Annotated in this window: 22 protein-coding genes; 9 read left to right on the top strand and 13 right to left on the bottom strand. The window is 33.1% G+C overall.

Features of this window, described 5'->3' with window-relative positions:
- Positions 1-80: 80 nt before the first annotated feature.
- Positions 81-1,832: an ABC transporter ATP-binding protein gene (locus tag B5X55_RS01985; protein ID WP_079510848.1), complete on the top strand. Its 1,752-nt coding sequence runs from the start codon at positions 81-83 to the stop codon at positions 1,830-1,832.
- 65 nt (positions 1,833-1,897) lie between these two features.
- Positions 1,898-2,281 carry a PUR family DNA/RNA-binding protein gene (locus tag B5X55_RS01980; protein WP_079510846.1) on the top strand — a complete coding sequence of 128 codons (384 nt, stop codon included), beginning with the start codon at positions 1,898-1,900 and terminating at the stop codon, positions 2,279-2,281.
- 110 nt (positions 2,282-2,391) lie between these two features.
- Here the strand turns inward: B5X55_RS01980 and B5X55_RS01975 are convergent, their stop codons facing one another.
- Genes B5X55_RS01975 through B5X55_RS01960 form a run of 4 tightly spaced genes read right to left on the bottom strand, consistent with a single transcriptional unit; the run spans position 2,392 to position 5,006 of the window.
- A complete protein-coding gene (locus B5X55_RS01975; RefSeq protein ID WP_079510844.1) occupies positions 2,392-3,444 on the bottom strand; it encodes a lysophospholipid acyltransferase family protein in 1,053 nt (350 codons plus the stop codon).
- On the bottom strand, positions 3,441-4,361 hold the full coding sequence (locus B5X55_RS01970; protein WP_079510842.1) for a bile acid:sodium symporter family protein: 921 nt from the start codon (positions 4,359-4,361) through the stop codon (positions 3,441-3,443). The genes B5X55_RS01975 and B5X55_RS01970 overlap by 4 nt, the downstream gene beginning before the upstream one ends.
- A 4-nt stretch (positions 4,362-4,365) precedes the next feature.
- Positions 4,366-4,704 carry a tRNA-binding protein gene (locus B5X55_RS01965; RefSeq protein ID WP_079510840.1) on the bottom strand — a complete coding sequence of 113 codons (339 nt, stop codon included), beginning with the start codon at positions 4,702-4,704 and terminating at the stop codon, positions 4,366-4,368.
- Positions 4,701-5,006 carry a phosphoribosylpyrophosphate synthetase gene (locus B5X55_RS01960; protein ID WP_079510838.1) on the bottom strand — a complete coding sequence of 102 codons (306 nt, stop codon included), beginning with the start codon at positions 5,004-5,006 and terminating at the stop codon, positions 4,701-4,703. Before B5X55_RS01960 ends, B5X55_RS01965 begins: the two co-directional genes overlap by 4 nt.
- Positions 5,007-5,103: 97 nt before the next feature.
- On the opposite strand from B5X55_RS01960, the gene B5X55_RS01955 reads away from it, so the two are divergent.
- Entirely contained in the window at positions 5,104-5,667 is a 564-nt protein-coding gene (locus tag B5X55_RS01955) for a thioredoxin family protein (protein ID WP_079510836.1), read from the top strand.
- 40 nt (positions 5,668-5,707) lie between these two features.
- Positions 5,708-6,235, top strand: coding sequence for a GNAT family N-acetyltransferase (locus B5X55_RS01950; protein ID WP_079510834.1), 528 nt, complete (start codon positions 5,708-5,710; stop codon positions 6,233-6,235).
- Positions 6,236-6,247: 12 nt separating this feature from the next.
- Here the strand turns inward: B5X55_RS01950 and B5X55_RS01945 are convergent, their stop codons facing one another.
- Positions 6,248-6,784, bottom strand: coding sequence for a YfiT family bacillithiol transferase (locus B5X55_RS01945; protein ID WP_079510832.1), 537 nt, complete (start codon positions 6,782-6,784; stop codon positions 6,248-6,250).
- A gap of 107 nt (positions 6,785-6,891) precedes the next feature.
- Between B5X55_RS01945 and B5X55_RS01940 the strand changes: the two genes are divergently transcribed.
- A complete protein-coding gene (locus tag B5X55_RS01940) occupies positions 6,892-7,530 on the top strand; it encodes a peroxiredoxin (RefSeq protein ID WP_079510830.1) in 639 nt (212 codons plus the stop codon).
- A gap of 129 nt (positions 7,531-7,659) precedes the next feature.
- The gene (locus B5X55_RS01935) at positions 7,660-7,854 is read left to right on the top strand and encodes a cold-shock protein (RefSeq protein WP_027064347.1); all 195 of its coding nucleotides are present in this window, start codon (positions 7,660-7,662) and stop codon (positions 7,852-7,854) included.
- Positions 7,855-8,210: 356 nt separating this feature from the next.
- Here the strand turns inward: B5X55_RS01935 and B5X55_RS01930 are convergent, their stop codons facing one another.
- Entirely contained in the window at positions 8,211-9,143 is a 933-nt protein-coding gene (locus B5X55_RS01930) for a peptidylprolyl isomerase (protein WP_079510828.1), read from the bottom strand.
- Positions 9,144-9,447: 304 nt separating this feature from the next.
- Here B5X55_RS01930 and B5X55_RS01925 point away from each other — a divergent pair, with 304 nt between their 5' ends.
- On the top strand, positions 9,448-9,834 hold the full coding sequence (locus tag B5X55_RS01925; protein ID WP_159447513.1) for an acyltransferase family protein: 387 nt from the start codon (positions 9,448-9,450) through the stop codon (positions 9,832-9,834).
- A gap of 75 nt (positions 9,835-9,909) precedes the next feature.
- Positions 9,910-10,470, top strand: coding sequence for an acyltransferase (locus B5X55_RS01920; protein WP_143814379.1), 561 nt, complete (start codon positions 9,910-9,912; stop codon positions 10,468-10,470).
- 52 nt (positions 10,471-10,522) lie between these two features.
- Here B5X55_RS01920 and B5X55_RS01915 read toward each other — a convergent pair whose 3' ends face one another.
- Together B5X55_RS01915 and B5X55_RS01910 are read right to left on the bottom strand one after the other, a co-directional pair.
- Positions 10,523-11,917, bottom strand: a complete 1,395-nt coding sequence (locus tag B5X55_RS01915; protein ID WP_079510822.1) for a M20/M25/M40 family metallo-hydrolase — start codon at positions 11,915-11,917, stop codon at positions 10,523-10,525.
- The gene (locus tag B5X55_RS01910; protein ID WP_079510820.1) at positions 11,889-12,770 is read right to left on the bottom strand and encodes a PPK2 family polyphosphate kinase; all 882 of its coding nucleotides are present in this window, start codon (positions 12,768-12,770) and stop codon (positions 11,889-11,891) included. Before B5X55_RS01910 ends, B5X55_RS01915 begins: the two co-directional genes overlap by 29 nt.
- 171 nt (positions 12,771-12,941) lie before the next feature.
- Here B5X55_RS01910 and B5X55_RS01905 point away from each other — a divergent pair, with 171 nt between their 5' ends.
- A complete protein-coding gene (locus B5X55_RS01905; RefSeq protein ID WP_079510818.1) occupies positions 12,942-13,637 on the top strand; it encodes a hypothetical protein in 696 nt (231 codons plus the stop codon).
- A 16-nt stretch (positions 13,638-13,653) separates the two neighbouring features.
- Here B5X55_RS01905 and B5X55_RS01900 read toward each other — a convergent pair whose 3' ends face one another.
- The 5 genes from B5X55_RS01900 to B5X55_RS01880 are packed head-to-tail and all read right to left on the bottom strand — an operon-like array spanning position 13,654 to position 18,901.
- A complete protein-coding gene (locus B5X55_RS01900) occupies positions 13,654-14,817 on the bottom strand; it encodes a sigma-54-dependent transcriptional regulator (RefSeq protein ID WP_079510816.1) in 1,164 nt (387 codons plus the stop codon).
- 9 nt (positions 14,818-14,826) lie between these two features.
- On the bottom strand, positions 14,827-15,708 hold the full coding sequence (locus tag B5X55_RS01895) for a DUF6268 family outer membrane beta-barrel protein (protein ID WP_143814378.1): 882 nt from the start codon (positions 15,706-15,708) through the stop codon (positions 14,827-14,829).
- Positions 15,695-16,630 (bottom strand): mechanosensitive ion channel family protein, encoded by a 936-nt coding sequence (locus B5X55_RS01890; RefSeq protein ID WP_079510812.1) that lies wholly within the window; start codon positions 16,628-16,630, stop codon positions 15,695-15,697. The genes B5X55_RS01895 and B5X55_RS01890 overlap by 14 nt, the downstream gene beginning before the upstream one ends.
- Complete coding sequence (locus tag B5X55_RS01885; protein ID WP_079510810.1) at positions 16,627-17,970, bottom strand: ABC transporter permease; 1,344 nt, start codon at positions 17,968-17,970, stop codon at positions 16,627-16,629. The genes B5X55_RS01890 and B5X55_RS01885 overlap by 4 nt, the downstream gene beginning before the upstream one ends.
- Positions 17,963-18,901 (bottom strand): ABC transporter ATP-binding protein, encoded by a 939-nt coding sequence (locus B5X55_RS01880; RefSeq protein WP_079510808.1) that lies wholly within the window; start codon positions 18,899-18,901, stop codon positions 17,963-17,965. The genes B5X55_RS01885 and B5X55_RS01880 overlap by 8 nt, the downstream gene beginning before the upstream one ends.
- Positions 18,902-18,923: the final 22 nt, after the last annotated feature.

The raw sequence follows: 18,923 nt of genomic DNA, 5'->3' as shown, positions 1-18,923 counted from the left end.
CTTATTTATAACATATGGTTTTAGGGCAAAAAACTATCTTTGATCAAAGAATAGTTATAATCTTCTTTTTTTAACAACCTATGAAAGAACTTAAGCACCTTAATAAATACTTCAAGAAATATCGGCTTAAACTTTTTCTAGGAATCATTATCACTGTCGTAGCAAGGCTATTTCAATTGGTTATGCCTTCTTATGTTAATAAATCTATATCTGTAGTTGAAAGATATATTTCTACTGAAATAGCGAAATCGACAGCGCAAGAACTACTTTTAGAATACATTCTTATAATAGTTGGAGCTGCTTTACTATCAGGATTTTTCACTTTCTTAATGCGGCAGACTATTATCAATATTTCTAGATATATTGAGTATGATCTTAAAAACGAAATTTTCGACCACTATCAAAAGTTAAGCCTCAACTTCTATAAGAAAAATAGAACGGGCGATTTAATGAACAGAATAAGTGAAGATGTAAACGAGGTGCGTATGTATGCTGGCCCAGCAATAATGTACGGTATACAAACGCTTACTTTATTCGCATGTTTAATTCCTTTAATGTTTATAAAAGCGCCTACCTTAGCCGCGTACACGTTATTACCACTACCTATATTATCGGTATTAATTTATCAAATTAGTAAGGTTATACATAAAAGAAGCACCATAGTTCAGCAATATTTATCAACCTTATCTACGTTTACACAAGAAGTGTTCTCAGGGGTTTCTGTAATTAAAGCTTACGCCTTAGAACCGCAGACAAATGATGAATTAGTAACTCTTGCAATAGATGGAAAAGAAAAGAGTGTAAATCTTGCAAAAATAAATGCATGGTTCTTTCCTCTTATGATTTTGTTGATTGGTATTAGTAATATTTTGGTGATTTACATTGGTGGCAAACAGTATTTAGCGGGTGAAATAAGCGTAGGCCTTATTGCAGAATTCATTTTGTATGTAAATATGCTTACTTGGCCAGTTGCTATTGTAGGTTGGTTAACTTCTATTGTTCAGCGAGCGGCAGCGAGCCAAGAAAGAATTAATGAATTTTTGAACGTTGCACCAGAATTAAAAAACACCCCTACTTACAATCATAAGGTTAAAGGAAAAATAGAATTTAAAAATGTTGGCTTCACGTATGAAGATACCGAGATTACTGCATTAAGCAATTTATCTTTCACTATCAAAGAAGGGGAAACAATAGCTATTCTTGGAAAAACCGGATCAGGTAAATCGACTATTTTAGATTTAGTTGCTCGACTATATGACACCACATCAGGAGAAATCTTAATAGATGATGAACCTATAAAGCACTTTGACCTAACTAATTTAAGAGAATCTATAGGCGCCGTTCCACAAGATGCTTTTCTGTTTTCTGATAGTATCAAGAACAATATAAAATTCGGCAAAGAAGATGCAACTGATGAAGAAATTATCAATATTGCCAAAGATGCCGTCGTTCATGAAAATATTATAGGGTTTTCAAAAAAATATGACACCGTATTAGGAGAACGAGGAATTACCCTTAGTGGAGGTCAAAAACAACGCGTCTCAATTGCTCGTGCACTAATTAAAAACCCTAAAATATATTTGTTCGATGACTGTCTTTCTGCCGTAGATACTGAAACTGAAGAGGAAATATTGAATAATCTAAAAAAAGCCTCTGAGAATCGAACTACACTAATTGTAAGTCACCGAGTCTCATCTGCTAAAAATGCTAATAAAATACTGGTTTTAGAAGATGGAAAACTAATTCAAGAAGGCACACATGAAGAATTAAATAGCAAGGCTGGCTATTACAAAGAGCTTTACCACAAACAACTTTCAGAGAAAGAAAATTAGAAAATTGTTGTTGGATAGGGTTTTTTTTTCCATTTTTGATAGTATAACGACACTAAACATAAGAAATGAGCGAAAGAGATTTATCAGATCAGGAAGAAATTCACTCCAAAGTTTTACGCGCTGGCAGAAGGACTTATTTTTTTGATGTAAGAAGTACCAAAGCTGGTGATTATTACCTTACGATAACTGAAAGCAAAAAATTCACACACGATGATGGATCTTTCCATTATAAAAAACACAAGATTTATCTATATAAAGAAGATTTTGAAGCCTTTAAGGAAAATGTGGAAGAAATGATGGATTTCATCATTAATGAAAAAGGTTCTGAAGTAATATCTGAAAGACATCAAAAAGATTTCAAAAAAGAGGAAACAGAGGTTGAACAAGAAACAGAGAACACTTCAACAGGTACCTCTAGTTTTACTGATGTAAGCTTTGAGGACATCTAATTAAAAGTATATTTTTAATAATAACCAAAACGACCCTTATCACCAAGGGTCGTTTTTTTATATACTTAATTGGTACAATCCTTTTTTAAAGGCATTGTAATTACAGCCTTTTAACGTAGAACGAATTTAACGAGTAATATGTTAAAAACTGTCAGCGACCCTATACTCAAAAGAGCTATTTCCATATTATGTAAAAACGAAATAAATATAAAAAGAGTGAGTAAATAGATAGGAAAAAGAATCAGACTAAATGCAAACCTAAAAGTACCCATAAATTCAGCTTCAGGCACTTTTGGTTTTAGCCAAAAACGCCATAGCAAAACAGCAGGAAAATTCAATATACAAAACAGCAATTTTGATAGATTGAATTTTTCTCTTTCGGAAGGTGCTTCGCTAGTACTATTTGTTACTGATTTCGAATATGATTGAACTGTTTCGTTTACCAACACAGGATCAAGAAAGCTCACATTTTCATTCATTAACCTACTAACCGTTGCCTCATAATGTTCATCATTTGGAATATGACTTGTTAGTTTTTTTAAACTCGAAGAAACTATATCTTTTATTGATTGACTAGATTTATTAACATCATCTAAATCAAAGAGGCTTTTGGCTGAAATAGATTTACCGTAATGAACTGCAACTTCATCAGGAAAATGAGCTGCATTTTTATAATTTAATCCTACTGGTACTAATTGTATATCCAATTCAGGATAAAGTTCAAAGCTCCTTAAAATAATTCTTGTAAAACCTTTGCTTAAGGGCCTAACCCTTCGTTGAAGATTATGATTAGCTTCTGGGAAAATAACTAGCGCTTCTCCTCTATCTAATATTTCAGAACAAGTATCGAAAATCAGGTTATTATTGACCAAGGTTTCTCTACCATCTCTAATTCTGTAAATAGGTAACATCCTGAAGTATGAAAAAATTCGATTCAACCAAGAACTAGAGAATACGTCTGCACGCGTTAAAAAGAAAGGCTTTCGTTGGCAGTCTGTTGCTATTAGTAAAACATCAATTAAAGCACTTTGATGGTTAGGCAGAAATAAAACAGGTTTATCCGTTGGTATATTGTGAAGTCCTGTAATTACTATTTTTTTATGATAGGTATAAAGTCCGGTCTTCACCACCAACTTAACTATCGAATATATAAAACGGCTCACGCTATAGTTTCTTTAGTAATAGGTTTACCATTCCACAATGCAGCCAAAATCAGTCCGGAAACGATATGCCAAATTCCCCAAAAAGCGGCAAGTAATGCCATTCCTCCCAATCCGTCAAAAAACGTAAAAATCAATAATAAACCTAAGCCCGAATTCTGTATTCCTGTTTCAATAGTAATTGACCTGATACTATCTTCTGGTAGTCGAAATAACTTACCAACACTGTAACCTGTTGAAAAAGCAATAAGATTATGGATTAAAACAATCCAGAAAACATAAACAATATATTCCTTGAAAATATCGAGGTTATTATACAAAGCGATAAAGACTAAACATATAAAAAAGAGCAGAGAAACCACTTTTAATCTTTTTGCTAATTTCATCGCTAAAACAGGATGGCTGTAGTTGACATACATACCTAAAATTAAAGGTAAACCTAATAGCAACGATACAAGTTTGAACATTTCAACAGGTGAAATAGAAATCTCTTGAATCAAATTTGAACTTGGCGTATACAGCATTGACCAGAAATGAAAATTCAACGGTGTCATTACAATAGCCAAAAGCGTGGCGATAGCGGTAAGACTAACCGATAATGCCGTATTTGCCTTAGAAAGGTATGAGATAAAATTAGAAATATTACCACCAGGGCAGGCAGCTACCATGAACATGCCTAAAGCGATACTTGGTAATGGTTCTATAAAAAGAATTAAAAAATAGGTTACCGCTGGCAGCAAAATAAACTGACTAAAAAGACCTAAAATTATTGCTTTTGGCTTTAACAATAAGGGCTTAAAATCTTTAATCGATATCTCTAAAGCGACACCGAACATTACCAAACCCAATACTAGGTTCAAAACCCATAGGGAACCTGCATCAAAATTAATATGAACGTTATCTAAAAGGTTTTCAGTCAATAAACTAAGAAATTTTTAATCCGTTAGGTACTTTCATTTGTGGTTTAATTAAAACCACTGAATTTCCTTCAACAGCACCCAATATAAGACATTCACTCATAAAATTGGCTATTTGCTTAACTGGAAAATTGACTACTGCAACAACCTGCATTCCTAAAAGTTCATCTTTTTCATATTTATCTGTAATCTGAGCAGAAGTTTTTTTTATACCTATGTCATCTCCAAAATCAATATGTAATTTATAGGAAGGATTTCGAGCTTCAGGAAAATCTAAAACATCGACTACCGTTCCTGTCCTCATATCAATATTACAAAACTGGGCCCAAGAAATAGTATCGCTCATTTAATCATATTAAGTTTTTCTATTAAATCTCTTGGAACATTACCAGCATACATTCCGTATGCGTCAACCAGTAGTCCTTTCTCACCAGTAGTAGTTTCTATAACATACGATATAGTATTATCGTCTGGGTTACTCATACCTTCAAATCGATAAAACTTAATTACATCTAATTCAGTTGCTTTATGAATACGTTTCTTATGTTTATGTTCAACACCTGCATTACATAAGTTAAAATCTGCCGTGTACCCTTCCTTTTGTAAATCTTGTATTGCAATAGAAAGCGATGAATATGAATTTTTCATATAATTGATTTTAAGAGTCTATTGAAATTAGTAAATGTTATAATCAATTACAAGGCTTTTTAATTTCTTAACTTAGTAACATTAAATTTAAAACTATATGTCAAGAACCGAAAGCAATATGTTGGCTTTAGGCACCATAGCACCAGAATTCAGTTTATTAGATACGGTAAGTCAAAAAACGATGAATCTGCACACTCTAAATGGAGAAAAAGGAACGGTGATCATGTTTATTTGTAATCATTGCCCGTTTGTTATACATGTAAATCCGGAAATTACCAGATTATCAAAAGATTATCAAAATAGAGGTATAAGTTTTATTGCAATTTCAAGTAATGATGTTGAAAATTATCCGGAGGATGCGCCACATTATATGAGAATTAAGGCAAAAGCTGAAAATTATACATTTCCTTATTTATATGATGAACACCAAGAAGTTGCAAAAAAATATGATGCTGCGTGTACGCCAGACTTCTTTCTTTTTGATGATGAATTAAAGCTAGTTTACAGAGGTCAATTAGACGATTCTAGACCAGGTAATGGGCAACCTTTAAATGGAAAGGACCTTAGAGATGCTTTAGATCAATTATTATCCGGAAAAAAAATTGATTCTCTTCAAAAGCCTAGCATAGGCTGTAATATTAAATGGAAACCTCAAGTTTGATTTGAAATCATTTTGAAAAAAGCATATTTCGTACAGAAGAATGAAAAGCACCATTAAATTTGAACCATTAGTTCCGCTACTGTATGATGACTACATAAAAATAGGCACTACAGCGTATAACCAGCATTACAGGCACCTTTGGCCAAACGGTGATACATCAACCTATATTGAAAATAGTTTCACCAAAGAGGTTCTATTAAAGGAAGAGAAAGATGAAAATACTGCTCTTTATCTACTAAAAATGAAAGATGATTATGTAGGTATTTTAAAAATCACCTTAGACATGGCCATTGCCAAATTAAATAAATCAGAAGCTCTTTATTTAGATAAAATTTACATTCAAAACGAATTTACAGGATTAGGTATCGGAAGAGAAACTCTTAAATTCATAGAAATCAAGGCAAGAGAGCTTTCGAAAAAAGCAGTATTTTTAGGCGCTATGCAAAATGGTCCTGCCCTATCTTTCTATTTAGCAAATAATTTTTCTATTATCGATACCACTAAAGTTCCATTTAAAAATGTCATTGAGAAAGAAAAACCAATGTTTATATTACTAAAGGAAGTTTAATTCCAAAAAAAACTACCATCCATTTCTAACAGCTAAATTTTTGATATGTGCAAAATGATGGTTACTATGCCAAGCGTATTTACCTAAATTTTCTACCACTGATACATTAGTATTTCCTTCTGGATGAATGTAATATTTTTTGAAATCTTCTGATGAAATACCCTTTAATAGATAGACTAGCTTTGCGTGCAATGCAGTAAGATAATTTAAAGATAATTCTATCGGAGCTGTTTTGGCGTCGAACATTTCGCTCCAATCTTTTTCATAATAGGCTTTAATTAAAGGGCTATTCTCCGTTAAGGCCCATTTAAAACGGGTGTAACTATGATGGTGACTATCAGCTAAGTGATGAATTACTTGTCGAACAGTCCATCCTCCATCCCTATACGGGGTTTCCAATTGCGCTTCAGAAAATACACTAACAAGGTTCGACAACCTTGCTGGCAGGGCATCCAATACATTAATCCATTCTTTTATATCTTCTTCTGAAATCTCCACTGGGCAACTAAAATGCCCAATCGGGTATCTTAACTTTTCTAATTTTTCCATAAACTAAAAGTAAAAATTTTAATAGACTTTTAACCAAAAACCTTTACACAAGGACTAATAATCTAGTAATTTTATAGGATATAATATATTAATTAAAAATCATACAAATGGCAACAATACGATTAGGAGATAAGGCTCCAGATTTTACCGCAGATAGTTCAATGGGAACTATTAATTTATACGATTATTTAGGCGATAGTTGGGGAATTTTATTCTCGCATCCAGCTGATTTCACACCTGTTTGCACAACAGAGTTAGGAACAGCCTCTAAATTCAAAAACGAATTTGACAAAAGAAACGTAAAAATGCTAGCCCTTAGTGTTGATGGTGCAGCGTCGCATGCAGAGTGGATCAAGGATATCAATGAAGTTCAAAATACCACGGTTAATTTTCCTATTATAGCCGATGAAGATAAAAAAGTGTCTCATCTATATGATATGATTCACCCAAATGCAGACAACAATTTAACGGTACGTTCGGTATTTATCATTGCACCAGACAAAAGTGTAAAACTTACATTGACATACCCAGCTTCGACAGGAAGAAATTTTTATGAATTATTAAGAGTTATAGATTCTTTACAACTTACTGCATACCATAAAGTTGCTACACCAGCAAACTGGGAACATGGTAAAGATGTTGTGGTTAGCCCTGCTATATCAACTGCCGTTGCAAAAGAAATGTTTCCTAAAGGAGTTACCGAAATAAAACCTTACTTGAGAATGACGCCAGACCCTACTGCATAGGCCTAAAAACGAGTTCATGCTCAAGATGTTAGAGTCTAATTCTTAACATTAAGATAACCTGTAAGAATTTAAGATATTTAATAAAAAAAAACTATCTTCGCGCTTTAATTAATATTTAATTTTTCTATTATGAGTAAAGGGACAGTAAAATTCTTCAATGATTCCAAAGGTTATGGTTTTATCACTGAAGATGGTTCAAACGAAGATCATTTTGTACACATTTCTGGCTTAATCGATGAAGTTCGAGAAGGTGATGTTGTGGAATTTGAACTACAACAAGGTAAAAAAGGATTAAACGCCGTTAATGTGAAGGTAATTGACTAGGTAACGATTTAACTTTTTTATAGAATAAAACCCGAACCAATGGTTCGGGTTTTTTTATGCTTTATCTTAAAAATTTAAAAATTTGTTCAACAACAACGCAACCATTTAGGAGATTGACTATCTAATGGTTAAACATATTAAAGTTCCCCGACTTTACTGTACAACCTATGAACACATTTTTCACTGTATTTCTAATTTTAATTATCGTGAATATTGCCTTACTATTGGCTGGCTTTACAGCCCGTAAAAAATAATAGTGGAAAATACCATTTACGACAGTTAAAATATATTTACACAAAAAAACACCCCCATCATCACGATAAAGGTGTTGCTCTTTTATTAGAATAAATTATTATTTATCCTACTTTCATTAATTCTACATCAAATATTAATGTAGCATTTGGTGGAATTACCCCTCCAGCTCCTGCTGAACCATATGCTAAATCTGATGGAATTACAAAACGTGCTTTATCACCAACTTTTAAAAGTGAAATTCCCTCATCCCAACCTGGAATAACCTGACCAATACCTAACTGAAAATCTATTGGTGAATTACGCTTATAAGAAGAGTCAAATACATCTCCTGATAAAAGTGAACCTTCGTAGTGAACAGATACTTGTTTACCCTTTTCAGCTTTAGCACCATTACCTTTCTGAATCATCTTATATCGAAGTCCAGATGCGGTAGATTCAAAACCAGCAGCTACTTTATCAAGTTCGGCTTCTTGCTTTGCTTTATCTGCAGCTAAACGAGCCTCACCAGAAGTATTAAAATTTTCAAAAGCCTTAACAGCATCCCAATTTTGGGCATCATCACCTACTCTAACTATCTCTAAAGATTCAATTAAATCTTCCTGTGCTATTTCATCAACAACCCCTTGACCAGCAGTTACATGACCGAAAACGGTATGTTTATTATCTAACCATGGGGTTGGAACGTGAGTTATATAAAATTGACTACCATTGGTGCCAGGGCCAGAGTTTGCCATAGAAAGTACACCTGGTTTGTCATGCTTTAATTCAGGATGAAATTCATCATCAAATTTATACCCTGCATCTCCAGTTCCTCTTCCTAGTGGACAACCACCTTGAATCATAAAATCTGGAATCACTCTATGAAATTTCAGCCCATTATAAAAAGGCTCACCTTTACTTTTTACATTATTCTCTTTATTCCCTTCTGCAAGAGCCACGAAATTACCTACCGTACCTGGAGTTTTTTCATGGGTTAATTTTACTAATATTTCACCTTTGTTAGTATTAAACTTGGCGTAAATTCCTTCTTCCATTTTACTATTTTTAAATATCTGACAAAGGTAAAGAAATTTAACGATTTGAGTGTTTCACCAATCTCAATATGCTCATAATTACCTACTAAAAGGAGATAAGCCAATTTATAGACACTTCTATCGACTAGAATAATTTATTCTTAAGAATATGACGTTTTTTGCTTACTGACATAATACGTTTAAATTTTTATGCCTGTTAAAAAGCGCATTTACCAAATAGATTTACTACGATTTGTTACCGCTGTCGGTATTATGTTGGTCCTCTATCTTTATAGAGAATTGAAAGCTGAAAAACTTAAGTTTCTTGGAACTTGCAGGTGAGTGGATAAAGTATTGCGCTGTTTTTATTGACTTATTTTTCATCATCAGTGGTTTTGTTATTGCACTTTCTGTATCAAATAAATCTGTTTCCTACTTTTTCAAATCTAGAGTGGTACGTTTATTTTCCGTGTATTGGCTTTGTGCATTCATCACCTATATGGTTACGGTCTTCTTCGGAGCTCCCAGATTTCATGCCACATTTGGTCTCTTTTTATTCAATTTGACATTGCTACAAGATTTTTTCCATGTAGAACGTTTGGATGGAGCCTACTGGACCATGTTGGTAGAATTAAGGTTTTATGCACTTGCACTTGGCTTTCTAAATACTACACCGTTACAAGAAAATAAAAATATCTACAATTGCATATAAATATGACTAGCGTTATCAGGTATATATCCTTTAGTTCAAGGCAATATCGTCGTAAAAGTAATCGACTTGTTCTTGATGTTCGAATGGTCACCTGCATTTATTGCCGGTATGTTAATGGCAGAAATCTATAATAGTAAAAAAATAAATATAAAGAATGGTACCGCCATCCTTATCTGTTTCATTCTCTCCACATTTCATCGTATGATTTATGCCAAAATAGCAATAATCATTTATCCAGAAACCTTCTCAAAACCTATTATCGTTGCTGTAATTTTCGCTGTATATGCAATTATGCTTTTGGTCATTTTAGGGCGTCTAAAATGGCTAAATAAACCCTATTTTCTTTACTTGGGTATTATGACCTATCCACTGTATTTGCAAAACCAAAGAATAGGATATATAATCTTCAATAATTTAATGGGGCATTATAATAAATACTTGATTTTGGCAGGAACAGTAACGTTAATGATTACTGCCTCTTTTAATATTGTGAAATATATTGCGGGACCTTTATTCAATTTCATCGAGAAGTATCTAGACATACTTATTGACTTCTTTCTAGATCTACGATATAAATCAACCTCCATTGAAACAAAAGGAATTGAAAAAATGAGCAATAGTATTTCAGATAAATAAAAGCACAACTTAAACATCGATGATATTGCAAGTTGCAATTTAGAGTGTCTTATTAAAAGCCGTAGGTATCTACCAAATAAATTAAACTTGCCATTGAGGCAGACCCTAATTCAAGCTCACGTTTATTAACATGTTCGAAAGTATCATTTTCCGCATGGTGATAGTCGAAATACCGTTGTGAGTCTGGTCGTAAACCAGCTAACACCATACCATCTTTTTTCAACGGACCTATATCTGCACCGCTTCCACCTTTTTCAAAATAATGAACTAAGTAAGGTTCAAATAAGGGTTTCCAGCTTTTAATTTTATCAAAATCTTTATCAGAACTGTCGAAAGTAAAACCTCTTGGCGTAAAGCCCCCTGAATCACTTTCTAATGCGAAGATGTGCTTCTCTTTATTTGTATTGGCAACTTCTGCATATTTTGTACCACCCCTTAAACCATTTTCCTCATTCATAAAGAGTACCACTCTAATAGTTCGCTTAGGTTTAAACCCTGTTTTCTTAAAAAGGTTTAGTACTTCCATACTTTGCACACAACCCGCACCATCATCATGAGAACCATCACCTAAATCCCAAGAATCTAAATGACCACCAACCACAATAATTTCTTCTGGCTTAGAACTACCTCTAATCTCTCCGATTACGTTATATGATTCTACATCTTCAAATTGCTTGCAATTCTGTTTAAAATAAAAATTGATTTCAGGATTTAACTTTAACGATGTACTCAACAAATCTGCAGCGTTTGTACTTATAGCAGCAGCAGGTATTCTATCATCAACAGATTGTTCGCCATACCCCATTGAACCCGTATGCGGAAAATCATCTAGCCGAAGATTCATTGATCTTACAATTACGCCTAATGCTCCATATTTAGAAGCTTCTAACGCACCTGAGTAGCGTTGGTCAACGCAATTGGAATATGCATTAAATGTATTAATCTGAGTAGGATCCATCGGCTTATTGAAGAATACAATTTTACCTTGTATTTTATCCTTACCCAAAGTAGCTAATTCTTCAATTCCACCTAGTTCTATAATGTTTGCCTTAATACCTTTAGGTGGAGTGGCAACCGAGCCACCTAATGCACAAATTGCCATATTAGTAGTTACGCCAGGTGTAGTTTCAAAATAAGCAAACTCAGGTGTACCCCTTACCCATTTTGGCACCATAACAGGCTGCAACCAAACTTTATCGAGACCTAATGAATCTAATTGAGATTTCGTATAATTTACTGCCTGTTGCGCTTGTATTGACCCTGAAAGCCGACCACCAATTTGATTTGATAAATAATTTAACCAATCATACCCTTTTCCTTGGGTTAATGCAGCATCGTATAACTTTTTAATTTGTTCTTGATCATTGCTTTGAGAAAACCCAAAATAGGTAAAGAAAATAACGACTAATAGCGCAAGTTTACTTTTCACGTTGTAACTGTTCTTCATAGGTGCCTAAATTAGCTAATATTTTATCGCTTAACATAGGCTCTTTAATATCTTTGTATTTTTTTAACGATTGAAGTAATATAGAAGCAATAATTATTCGAGTTGCTTTTTTGTTATCTGCAGGTACCACGAACCAAGGTGCATAATCATTTGTGGTTTTTGAAATTGCCTCTTCGTAACAATTCTGATAGGTCTGCCATAATTCACGCTCTTTTAAATCGCCTGGAGAAAACTTCCAATGTTTTTCTTTAAGAGCTAATCGTCTTAACAAACGTTGACGTTGTTCTTCTTTAGAAAGATTTAAGAAAAATTTAAAAATCAACGTTCCATTTTCTGCTAGATGACGCTCAAAATCATTGATTTGTTCAAACCTTTTATCCCAAAATTTTTGATCTATGTCTTCTACGTTATGAATACCCGGAATGTGTTCATTTAGAATATATTCTGGATGAACTCTGGTTACTAATACATTTTCATAATGGGTTCTATTAAAAACCCCAAATTTACCCTTTGCAGGTAATACTAAATAATGACGCCATAAATAATTATGACTTAATTCTAATTCGGTAGGCACTTTAAAACTATGCACCTCTACTCCACTAACATTAAAGTCTTTAAATATCTCTCGTATTAAACTATCTTTTCCTGCAGTGTCCATTCCTTGCAAACACACCAAAATACTATATTTACCATGTGCATAAATGGTGTCTTGAAACTCTCCAAGTTCTCTTCTAATTACCGATAACTCTTTTTTTAGAATCTTTTCTGATTTACCGAAATCTTCATATGTTTTCGTTTCAGATATTTTAAAGTCGTTATTAGCCCTGTATTGTTGTATTTCTATCCTATTCATACTGAAATATAAAATTTTAATTCTGTTTTTAATAGAATGGGGTACTTATCCTATAAATTTCCGTTTATCGTAATTCAAACGTATTGTATCGAAAATAATATTTTCCGTTGAACAAAGCACTTAAATTTATAATTGTAAAATCCCAAATTTTACAATTTAAATAACCTACAAATGAAGAAAGCGACCTACATTTTCTGTACTCTTGCTGTATTAGCACTATCCTCTTTTCGAACGAATTTAGACTGTGAATACGCAAATTCAAATATGGGATTTGCAAAATCTCAGATAACCGCTGCACTTCTTACAGATGACATAAACCAAGCTAGGTTCTATGCATACAAGGCTGTAAATGCTTTGGAAAAATCTAAAAACCAATTAAAAGTTTGTGGTTGTACTTTTGCAAAAGCAAGTATGAACGAAAATTTAGATACACTTGTTCTCGCCACCAAATCCACAACTTTAGAAGGCACAAGGACCTATTTAGATAAATCTATTGAGCTCATCAACAACACTATGTTTGTTCTTGATTCACACGATAGCCATAATAGCACATACGCTAATGACGTATTATCAATGAACACTAATACTGCTTCAAAAACCGTAATTAACACCAAGAACAGTAAAAGCCTTAGTTTAAATGATAAAATAGACCTTTCATTAGCAAAGTATAAAGTTTCACTTGAAAAAGTTGTTGCCACTATTAATTGCAAAGACGCAAAAGCCTTCGCACAGCGTATATTTGATGAATGTGAAAATCAATTACTGAAACCAAATTTAACTGAAGGCAGTAAATATTATAATTTACGCACTAAAGAGATTACTCAAAATGCATTAAATAAAATAGGCGACTGCCCAAAAGAAAAATAGAAATCCCTAGTTTTAATTACTTACTAGCAAATAATTTCACATCATCTTCAGAAACAACTTGACCACCAAGTATAATTAAACGCTCAACAACGTTTCTAAGCTCTCTTATATTTCCTGTCCAATCATATGCTTTTAAAAGCTTAATCGCCGTATCTGAAAAAGTTTTAGCAGCCATACCTTGTTCTTCGGTAATCTTCTTCGAAAAATGTTCAATCAGCAAAGGAATATCATCCCTTCTATCGTTTAAACTAGGTACTTGTATAAGAATTACTGCTAATCGATGATATAAATCTTCTCTAAAGTTACCATCTTCAATTTCCTTCTTTAAATCTTTGTTAGTCGCTGCAATAACACGAACATCAACTTTAATATCTTTGTCAGAACCTACTCTTGATATTTTACTTTCTTGAAGTGCACGTAAAACTTTTGCTTGGGCAGAAAGGCTCATATCACCAATTTCATCTAAAAATATGGTACCCTTATTGGCAGCCTCAAACTTACCTGCTCTATCTTTTACAGCAGATGTAAAAGCACCTTTTACATGGCCGAATAATTCACTTTCAATTAATTCGGACGGTATTGCGGCACAATTAACTTCAATAAATGATTCTCCACTTCTTGCGCTTTTCTCATGAAGCCAATGAGCAACTAATTCTTTCCCTGTACCATTAGAACCCGTTATCAATACACGAGCATCGGTTGGCGCAACTTTTTCTATCATACCTTTAATGGTACTTATTTCGTTGCTATCCCCTATCATTTCATAGTTCTTACTAACCTTCTTTTTTAGATTCTTATTTTCTACAACCAAAACTTTTCTATCTAAAGCATTTCTTACGGTTGTTAACAATCTATTTAAATCTGGCGGTTTTGAGATGTAGTCGAAAGCACCTAAGCGCATTGTATTTACGGCAGTATCTAAATCACCATGACCAGATATCATTATAAAAGGTATTTCTGGTTTTATTTTTCGTGCAGCCTCCAGTACTTCAACACCATCCATTTTAGGCATTTTTATGTCACAAAGAACCAAATCATAATCATTGTTCTTAATGGTTTCAATTCCCTTCAATCCATCTTCTGCTTCTTCTACAGAATACGCATCGTTCTCTTCAGATAAGATTTTGACCAATACCCTTCTAATGGCAGCTTCATCTTCTATTACTAATATTTTTGACATAATAATTTTTTAAATTCCTATTCTAAATCCTGTTCTAAAATAAAGTCCTGCTTCATCATTTAAGGTAAAAATATCATTTCGTTCTTCGTCCCTTAATACTCCATTCTGAAATAAGGAGTGACCACCTATTAAGTAAACGGACATATCCTTAGTTATCTTATACTGATAACCTAAAGTCAATAATAATGCCGTAGAAGAGACATCAGTAGATAAATTATTACCCGGAAGTAATATATTGTTCTGAATATTCACATAATACCCATCTAAAAATAATTCTGTTTGAAAGAAATGTCCCTTCTTGGTAAAATATTTCATTCCAGATTTTGGCACCCCTAAAACGTAAGACCAATTTGGGTGAAATCGCTTTTCATAGTACACAAAAGGCAGTGGAACATCAATTGGTGAAGTGCCATTATATGAAATTCCTAATACTAAAATAAAAGGTTTTTCTACATCTTTAATATTTTTATAGGCACCCACCGTATAATTCATATTAAAATCATCTTGCTGCAATTCTTCTACAAAATTTGAAGACCAACGTGGAGTAACTACTCCTATTAACCGCCATTTCTCACTCAAATTATACATGTAAGCCATATTGACATCTATCACATGAAACTTACTTAAATCATTAGAATTAGGAAATAGGTCATCAGGCACTTCAAAATTATACCGGTTATATTCTGCCCCTAGAATTAGGTAATCTCTTTTTTCTCTTAACGCAATAGGTACATTTAACACCAGCTTAATTCGCGAAGTTTCTACATCACCACTATTATCTGGCATCAGCATATACTCTATTCTAAATACATCTGGAGTTTGAGCTAAAATTGGATTGATGGTTACGATGAGTAATAAAACCAATAAAAAGAATCCGCTAGCCTTTTTCATTATTCCCTTCATTTGAAACATTGCTATGTTGAAAAGGTGCTTGTTGAAATAAATGTACATCTCTTTGAGGGAAAGGAATGGTAATATTATTATTCCTGAACTCAGCATCTATTTTGTATCGTAATTCACTTTTTATTCTAGGATCTGAAAAACTATCGGTGATATAAAAATTCAAAGAAAACATTAATGCTGAGTCTCCAAAATCTTCAAAAATCACAAAAGGCTTAGGGCTTTTTAATACATTTCTATGCGTCTTAATTACTTCTAATAATATTTTAGTCACGAGCTGTACGTCACTACCATAAGCTACCCCAAGTTTTATATATTCTCTTGTAGTTTTATGGTTTTGGGTATAATTATAAACGATATCACTTATAAACTTATGATTTGGAATAATAATAACCTTATCATCTCTAGTAATTGCTCGCGTTGTACGTAATTTAATTTCAAAAACCTTACCAACTTTATTATCGATTTCTATAATATCACCAACTCGCAAAGACTTATCTACTATAATAAAAATACCACCGATTATATCTTGAAAAATCTCTTGTAATGCAAGACCAAGACCAACAAACAAAGCAGCAGAGGCTGTTATTAATATGGTAATATCAACACCCGCAGCACTCATAGTAAATAGTATTACTACTACGTAAACTAGGTACTTAATAAACTTGAAAATACTAATAAACTTCAGTTTATCATCTACCTCCATTTTCCTAGTAAAAAACCTTCTAATGCCCTGTAAAATTGTACTAGTAAGTAAAAAGGCCAATGTTAGAAGCAAAAGTAGACCCACAGTAATGTGAATAGACCTTTCACCTTCACCAAATTGGTAGCCTAGATCTAAAAATTTCTTTAGAGTTCCCCAGACATCATCCTCAATTATTTCTTTAATCTTTTCTGTACTTTCTTGGATCATGAAGAATATTTAAGCCACTTGTACAATTCTTTATAACTAGGTTTTTTACCGTACATAAGAATACCTACTCGATAAATTTTAGCCGCCATCCAAACAATACCAATAAAAGTAGCTATTAATATTAAAATAGAACTTATCAATTGCCAAACAGGTACACCACCTTCACCAATACCCCATGGTAAACGCATTAACATAACAATAGGCGATGTTAGTGGAAATAGAGAAAAAGCAACAGCAATAGGACCATTAGGATTACTGAATACAGAAAAGAAGCCAACGTAAATAGCTAACATTAATGGTAAAATCACCGGAAAAATAAACTGTTGAGTATCAGTTTCATTATCAACAGCAGCTCCAATTGCCGCATAGATTGAGCTATAAATCAAATACCCCAAAACAAAATAAATGATGAAAAAAATCAGCATTGCAAAAATGGGAATTTCAAAAATTTCTTGGGCATATAATTGAATATTCTGCGTAACAGCATCTACATCTACACTTGCATTACCAGCCATTCCTGGTGCCATGCCTCCTTTTGTTAAACTAGCCGGATCAATATCGAAAATAGTCAAACCAATAAATAGCAAAATTGCTCCAGATACTATCCAAATGGCGAATTGTGTAATACCCGCTAACGATGTACCAATTATCTTACCCATCATTAAATGAAAAGGTTTTACAGAAGATATAATAACCTCTATTATTCGACTTGTTTTTTCTTCGATTACACTTCGCATTACAAAACCGCCATAAATAATAATAAACATCATTATGAGGTAACCAAAAGCACCACCTATTATAGCTTTTATCTCATTTATCCCTTTTATATTTTGAAGTCCGTCGAAAGTTTCAATATTCATATTATAACTACGATCCATTTCGGCATATTCCTTGGGCGACAATCCAAGTTCCCGCAGTCTTTCTTGTCGTAATCTACTGGTTATTGTGTTTTCAAGTTTGTTTAGTACTATTGAACTAGGAGCTTCTTTACTATAAAAAAAAGTTCGTTGTGCAACCTGTTCCAAATTGGGTTCGCTTGGTAAATAAACAAGACCATAATAACCCAAGCTCAAAGTAGAATCTTTAGCTTCTGCCAATGTCAAATCTTGAAAATTAACGTATGATGTTGCTTCAGAAGCAATAAACTCATTAGAAAAATAACCACTGTCGTTTAAAACGGCGATAACCCTTTCTTCATTATCATTAAGCTGTGTTAAATAAGCAATTAAAAGAATCATGCCTACCATTAGAATTGGGCTCAAAAAAGTCATGATTACAAACGACTTGTTTCGCACTTTTGCCAAATATTCTCTCTTGATAATTAACGGTAACTTATTCATGTGCTATATTCTTATTTTGAATAGTCTTAATAAAAATATCATTGGCAGAGGGTATACTTTCAACAAAGCCGTTTACATTGGCTCTAGTGCTCAAAAAGTCCAATATTGCTCTAGATTCTTTTGAAGGAAGTTGTAAAGTTAAATTCAACTGTTTCTCTGTGATATCATAATCATGGGATAAAAGTTGAAATTTATCTTGCACTTCACTTATCAATACATCTTGATTCGCCGTTTCTAAACCTACTTTAAAGATATTATTCTTGTAGGCTTTTTTTATATCGGATAATTTACCATCAAGTATTTTTTCAGATTTATGTATTAAAGCGATATACTCACAAAGTTCCTCAACCGATTCCATTCTATGAGTAGAAAATATTATGGATGTACCATTATCCTTTAAACTCAATATCTGTTCTTTTATAAGATTTGCGTTTATAGGATCAAAACCACTAAAAGGCTCATCGAAAATTAAAAGTTTAGGCTCATGCAGAACGGTAACCACAAACTGTATTTTTTGCGCCATACCTTTTGATAGTTCTTGGATTTTCTTATTCCACCAATCACCTATTTCTAGTTTTTCAAACCAATATTTTAGTCTTTTTTTAGCCTCAGCCTTTGAAAGTCCTTTCAACTGCGCAAGGTATAAAGCTTGCTCGCCAACCTTCATACTTTTATAAAGGCCACGTTCTTCTGGCAAATAACCGATTTGAGAAATATGTTCAGGCTTAAGAAGCTCACCATCAAAATAGACAGAGCCTTTATCTGGAAAAGTAATTTGATTTATAATACGAATTAATGTTGTTTTACCAGCACCATTAGGTCCTAGTAAGCCATATATACTGTTTTTTGGGATTTCGAGGGAAACGTTCTTTAAAGCCGTATGGTTTCCAAATTGTTTGGTGACCTCATTAGCTACCAAAATATGATTCATGTACGCAATTTATTCAAAGATA

The sequence above is a fragment of the Maribacter arcticus genome (assembly GCF_900167935.1).
In the GTDB taxonomy this organism is placed as follows: Bacteria; Bacteroidota; Bacteroidia; order Flavobacteriales; family Flavobacteriaceae; genus Maribacter; species Maribacter arcticus.
The sequence above is the reverse complement of the archived record's forward strand: the minus strand, read 5'-3'. Positions and strand labels throughout refer to the sequence as shown.

Excerpts from the sequence above, each read along its gene's own strand:
- B5X55_RS01955 (WP_079510836.1), top strand. The coding sequence starts at position 5,104 with ATGTCAAGAACCGAAAGCAATATGTTGGCTTTAGGCACCATAGCACCA.
- B5X55_RS01980 (WP_079510846.1), top strand. The coding sequence starts at position 1,898 with ATGAGCGAAAGAGATTTATCAGATCAGGAAGAAATTCACTCCAAAGTT.
- B5X55_RS01985 (WP_079510848.1), top strand. The coding sequence starts at position 81 with ATGAAAGAACTTAAGCACCTTAATAAATACTTCAAGAAATATCGGCTT.
- B5X55_RS01915 (WP_079510822.1), bottom strand. The coding sequence starts at position 11,917 with ATGAAGAACAGTTACAACGTGAAAAGTAAACTTGCGCTATTAGTCGTT.
- B5X55_RS01890 (WP_079510812.1), bottom strand. The coding sequence starts at position 16,630 with ATGATCCAAGAAAGTACAGAAAAGATTAAAGAAATAATTGAGGATGAT.
- B5X55_RS01965 (WP_079510840.1), bottom strand. The coding sequence starts at position 4,704 with ATGAGCGATACTATTTCTTGGGCCCAGTTTTGTAATATTGATATGAGG.
- B5X55_RS01895 (WP_143814378.1), bottom strand. The coding sequence starts at position 15,708 with ATGAAAAAGGCTAGCGGATTCTTTTTATTGGTTTTATTACTCATCGTA.
- B5X55_RS01910 (WP_079510820.1), bottom strand. The coding sequence starts at position 12,770 with ATGAATAGGATAGAAATACAACAATACAGGGCTAATAACGACTTTAAA.
- B5X55_RS01960 (WP_079510838.1), bottom strand. The coding sequence starts at position 5,006 with ATGAAAAATTCATATTCATCGCTTTCTATTGCAATACAAGATTTACAA.
- B5X55_RS01920 (WP_143814379.1), top strand. The coding sequence starts at position 9,910 with ATGTTCGAATGGTCACCTGCATTTATTGCCGGTATGTTAATGGCAGAA.
- B5X55_RS01880 (WP_079510808.1), bottom strand. The coding sequence starts at position 18,901 with ATGAATCATATTTTGGTAGCTAATGAGGTCACCAAACAATTTGGAAAC.
- B5X55_RS01950 (WP_079510834.1), top strand. The coding sequence starts at position 5,708 with ATGAAAAGCACCATTAAATTTGAACCATTAGTTCCGCTACTGTATGAT.
- B5X55_RS01935 (WP_027064347.1), top strand. The coding sequence starts at position 7,660 with ATGAGTAAAGGGACAGTAAAATTCTTCAATGATTCCAAAGGTTATGGT.
- B5X55_RS01930 (WP_079510828.1), bottom strand. The coding sequence starts at position 9,143 with ATGGAAGAAGGAATTTACGCCAAGTTTAATACTAACAAAGGTGAAATA.
- B5X55_RS01900 (WP_079510816.1), bottom strand. The coding sequence starts at position 14,817 with ATGTCAAAAATATTAGTAATAGAAGATGAAGCTGCCATTAGAAGGGTA.
- B5X55_RS01945 (WP_079510832.1), bottom strand. The coding sequence starts at position 6,784 with ATGGAAAAATTAGAAAAGTTAAGATACCCGATTGGGCATTTTAGTTGC.
- B5X55_RS01905 (WP_079510818.1), top strand. The coding sequence starts at position 12,942 with ATGAAGAAAGCGACCTACATTTTCTGTACTCTTGCTGTATTAGCACTA.
- B5X55_RS01885 (WP_079510810.1), bottom strand. The coding sequence starts at position 17,970 with ATGAATAAGTTACCGTTAATTATCAAGAGAGAATATTTGGCAAAAGTG.
- B5X55_RS01940 (WP_079510830.1), top strand. The coding sequence starts at position 6,892 with ATGGCAACAATACGATTAGGAGATAAGGCTCCAGATTTTACCGCAGAT.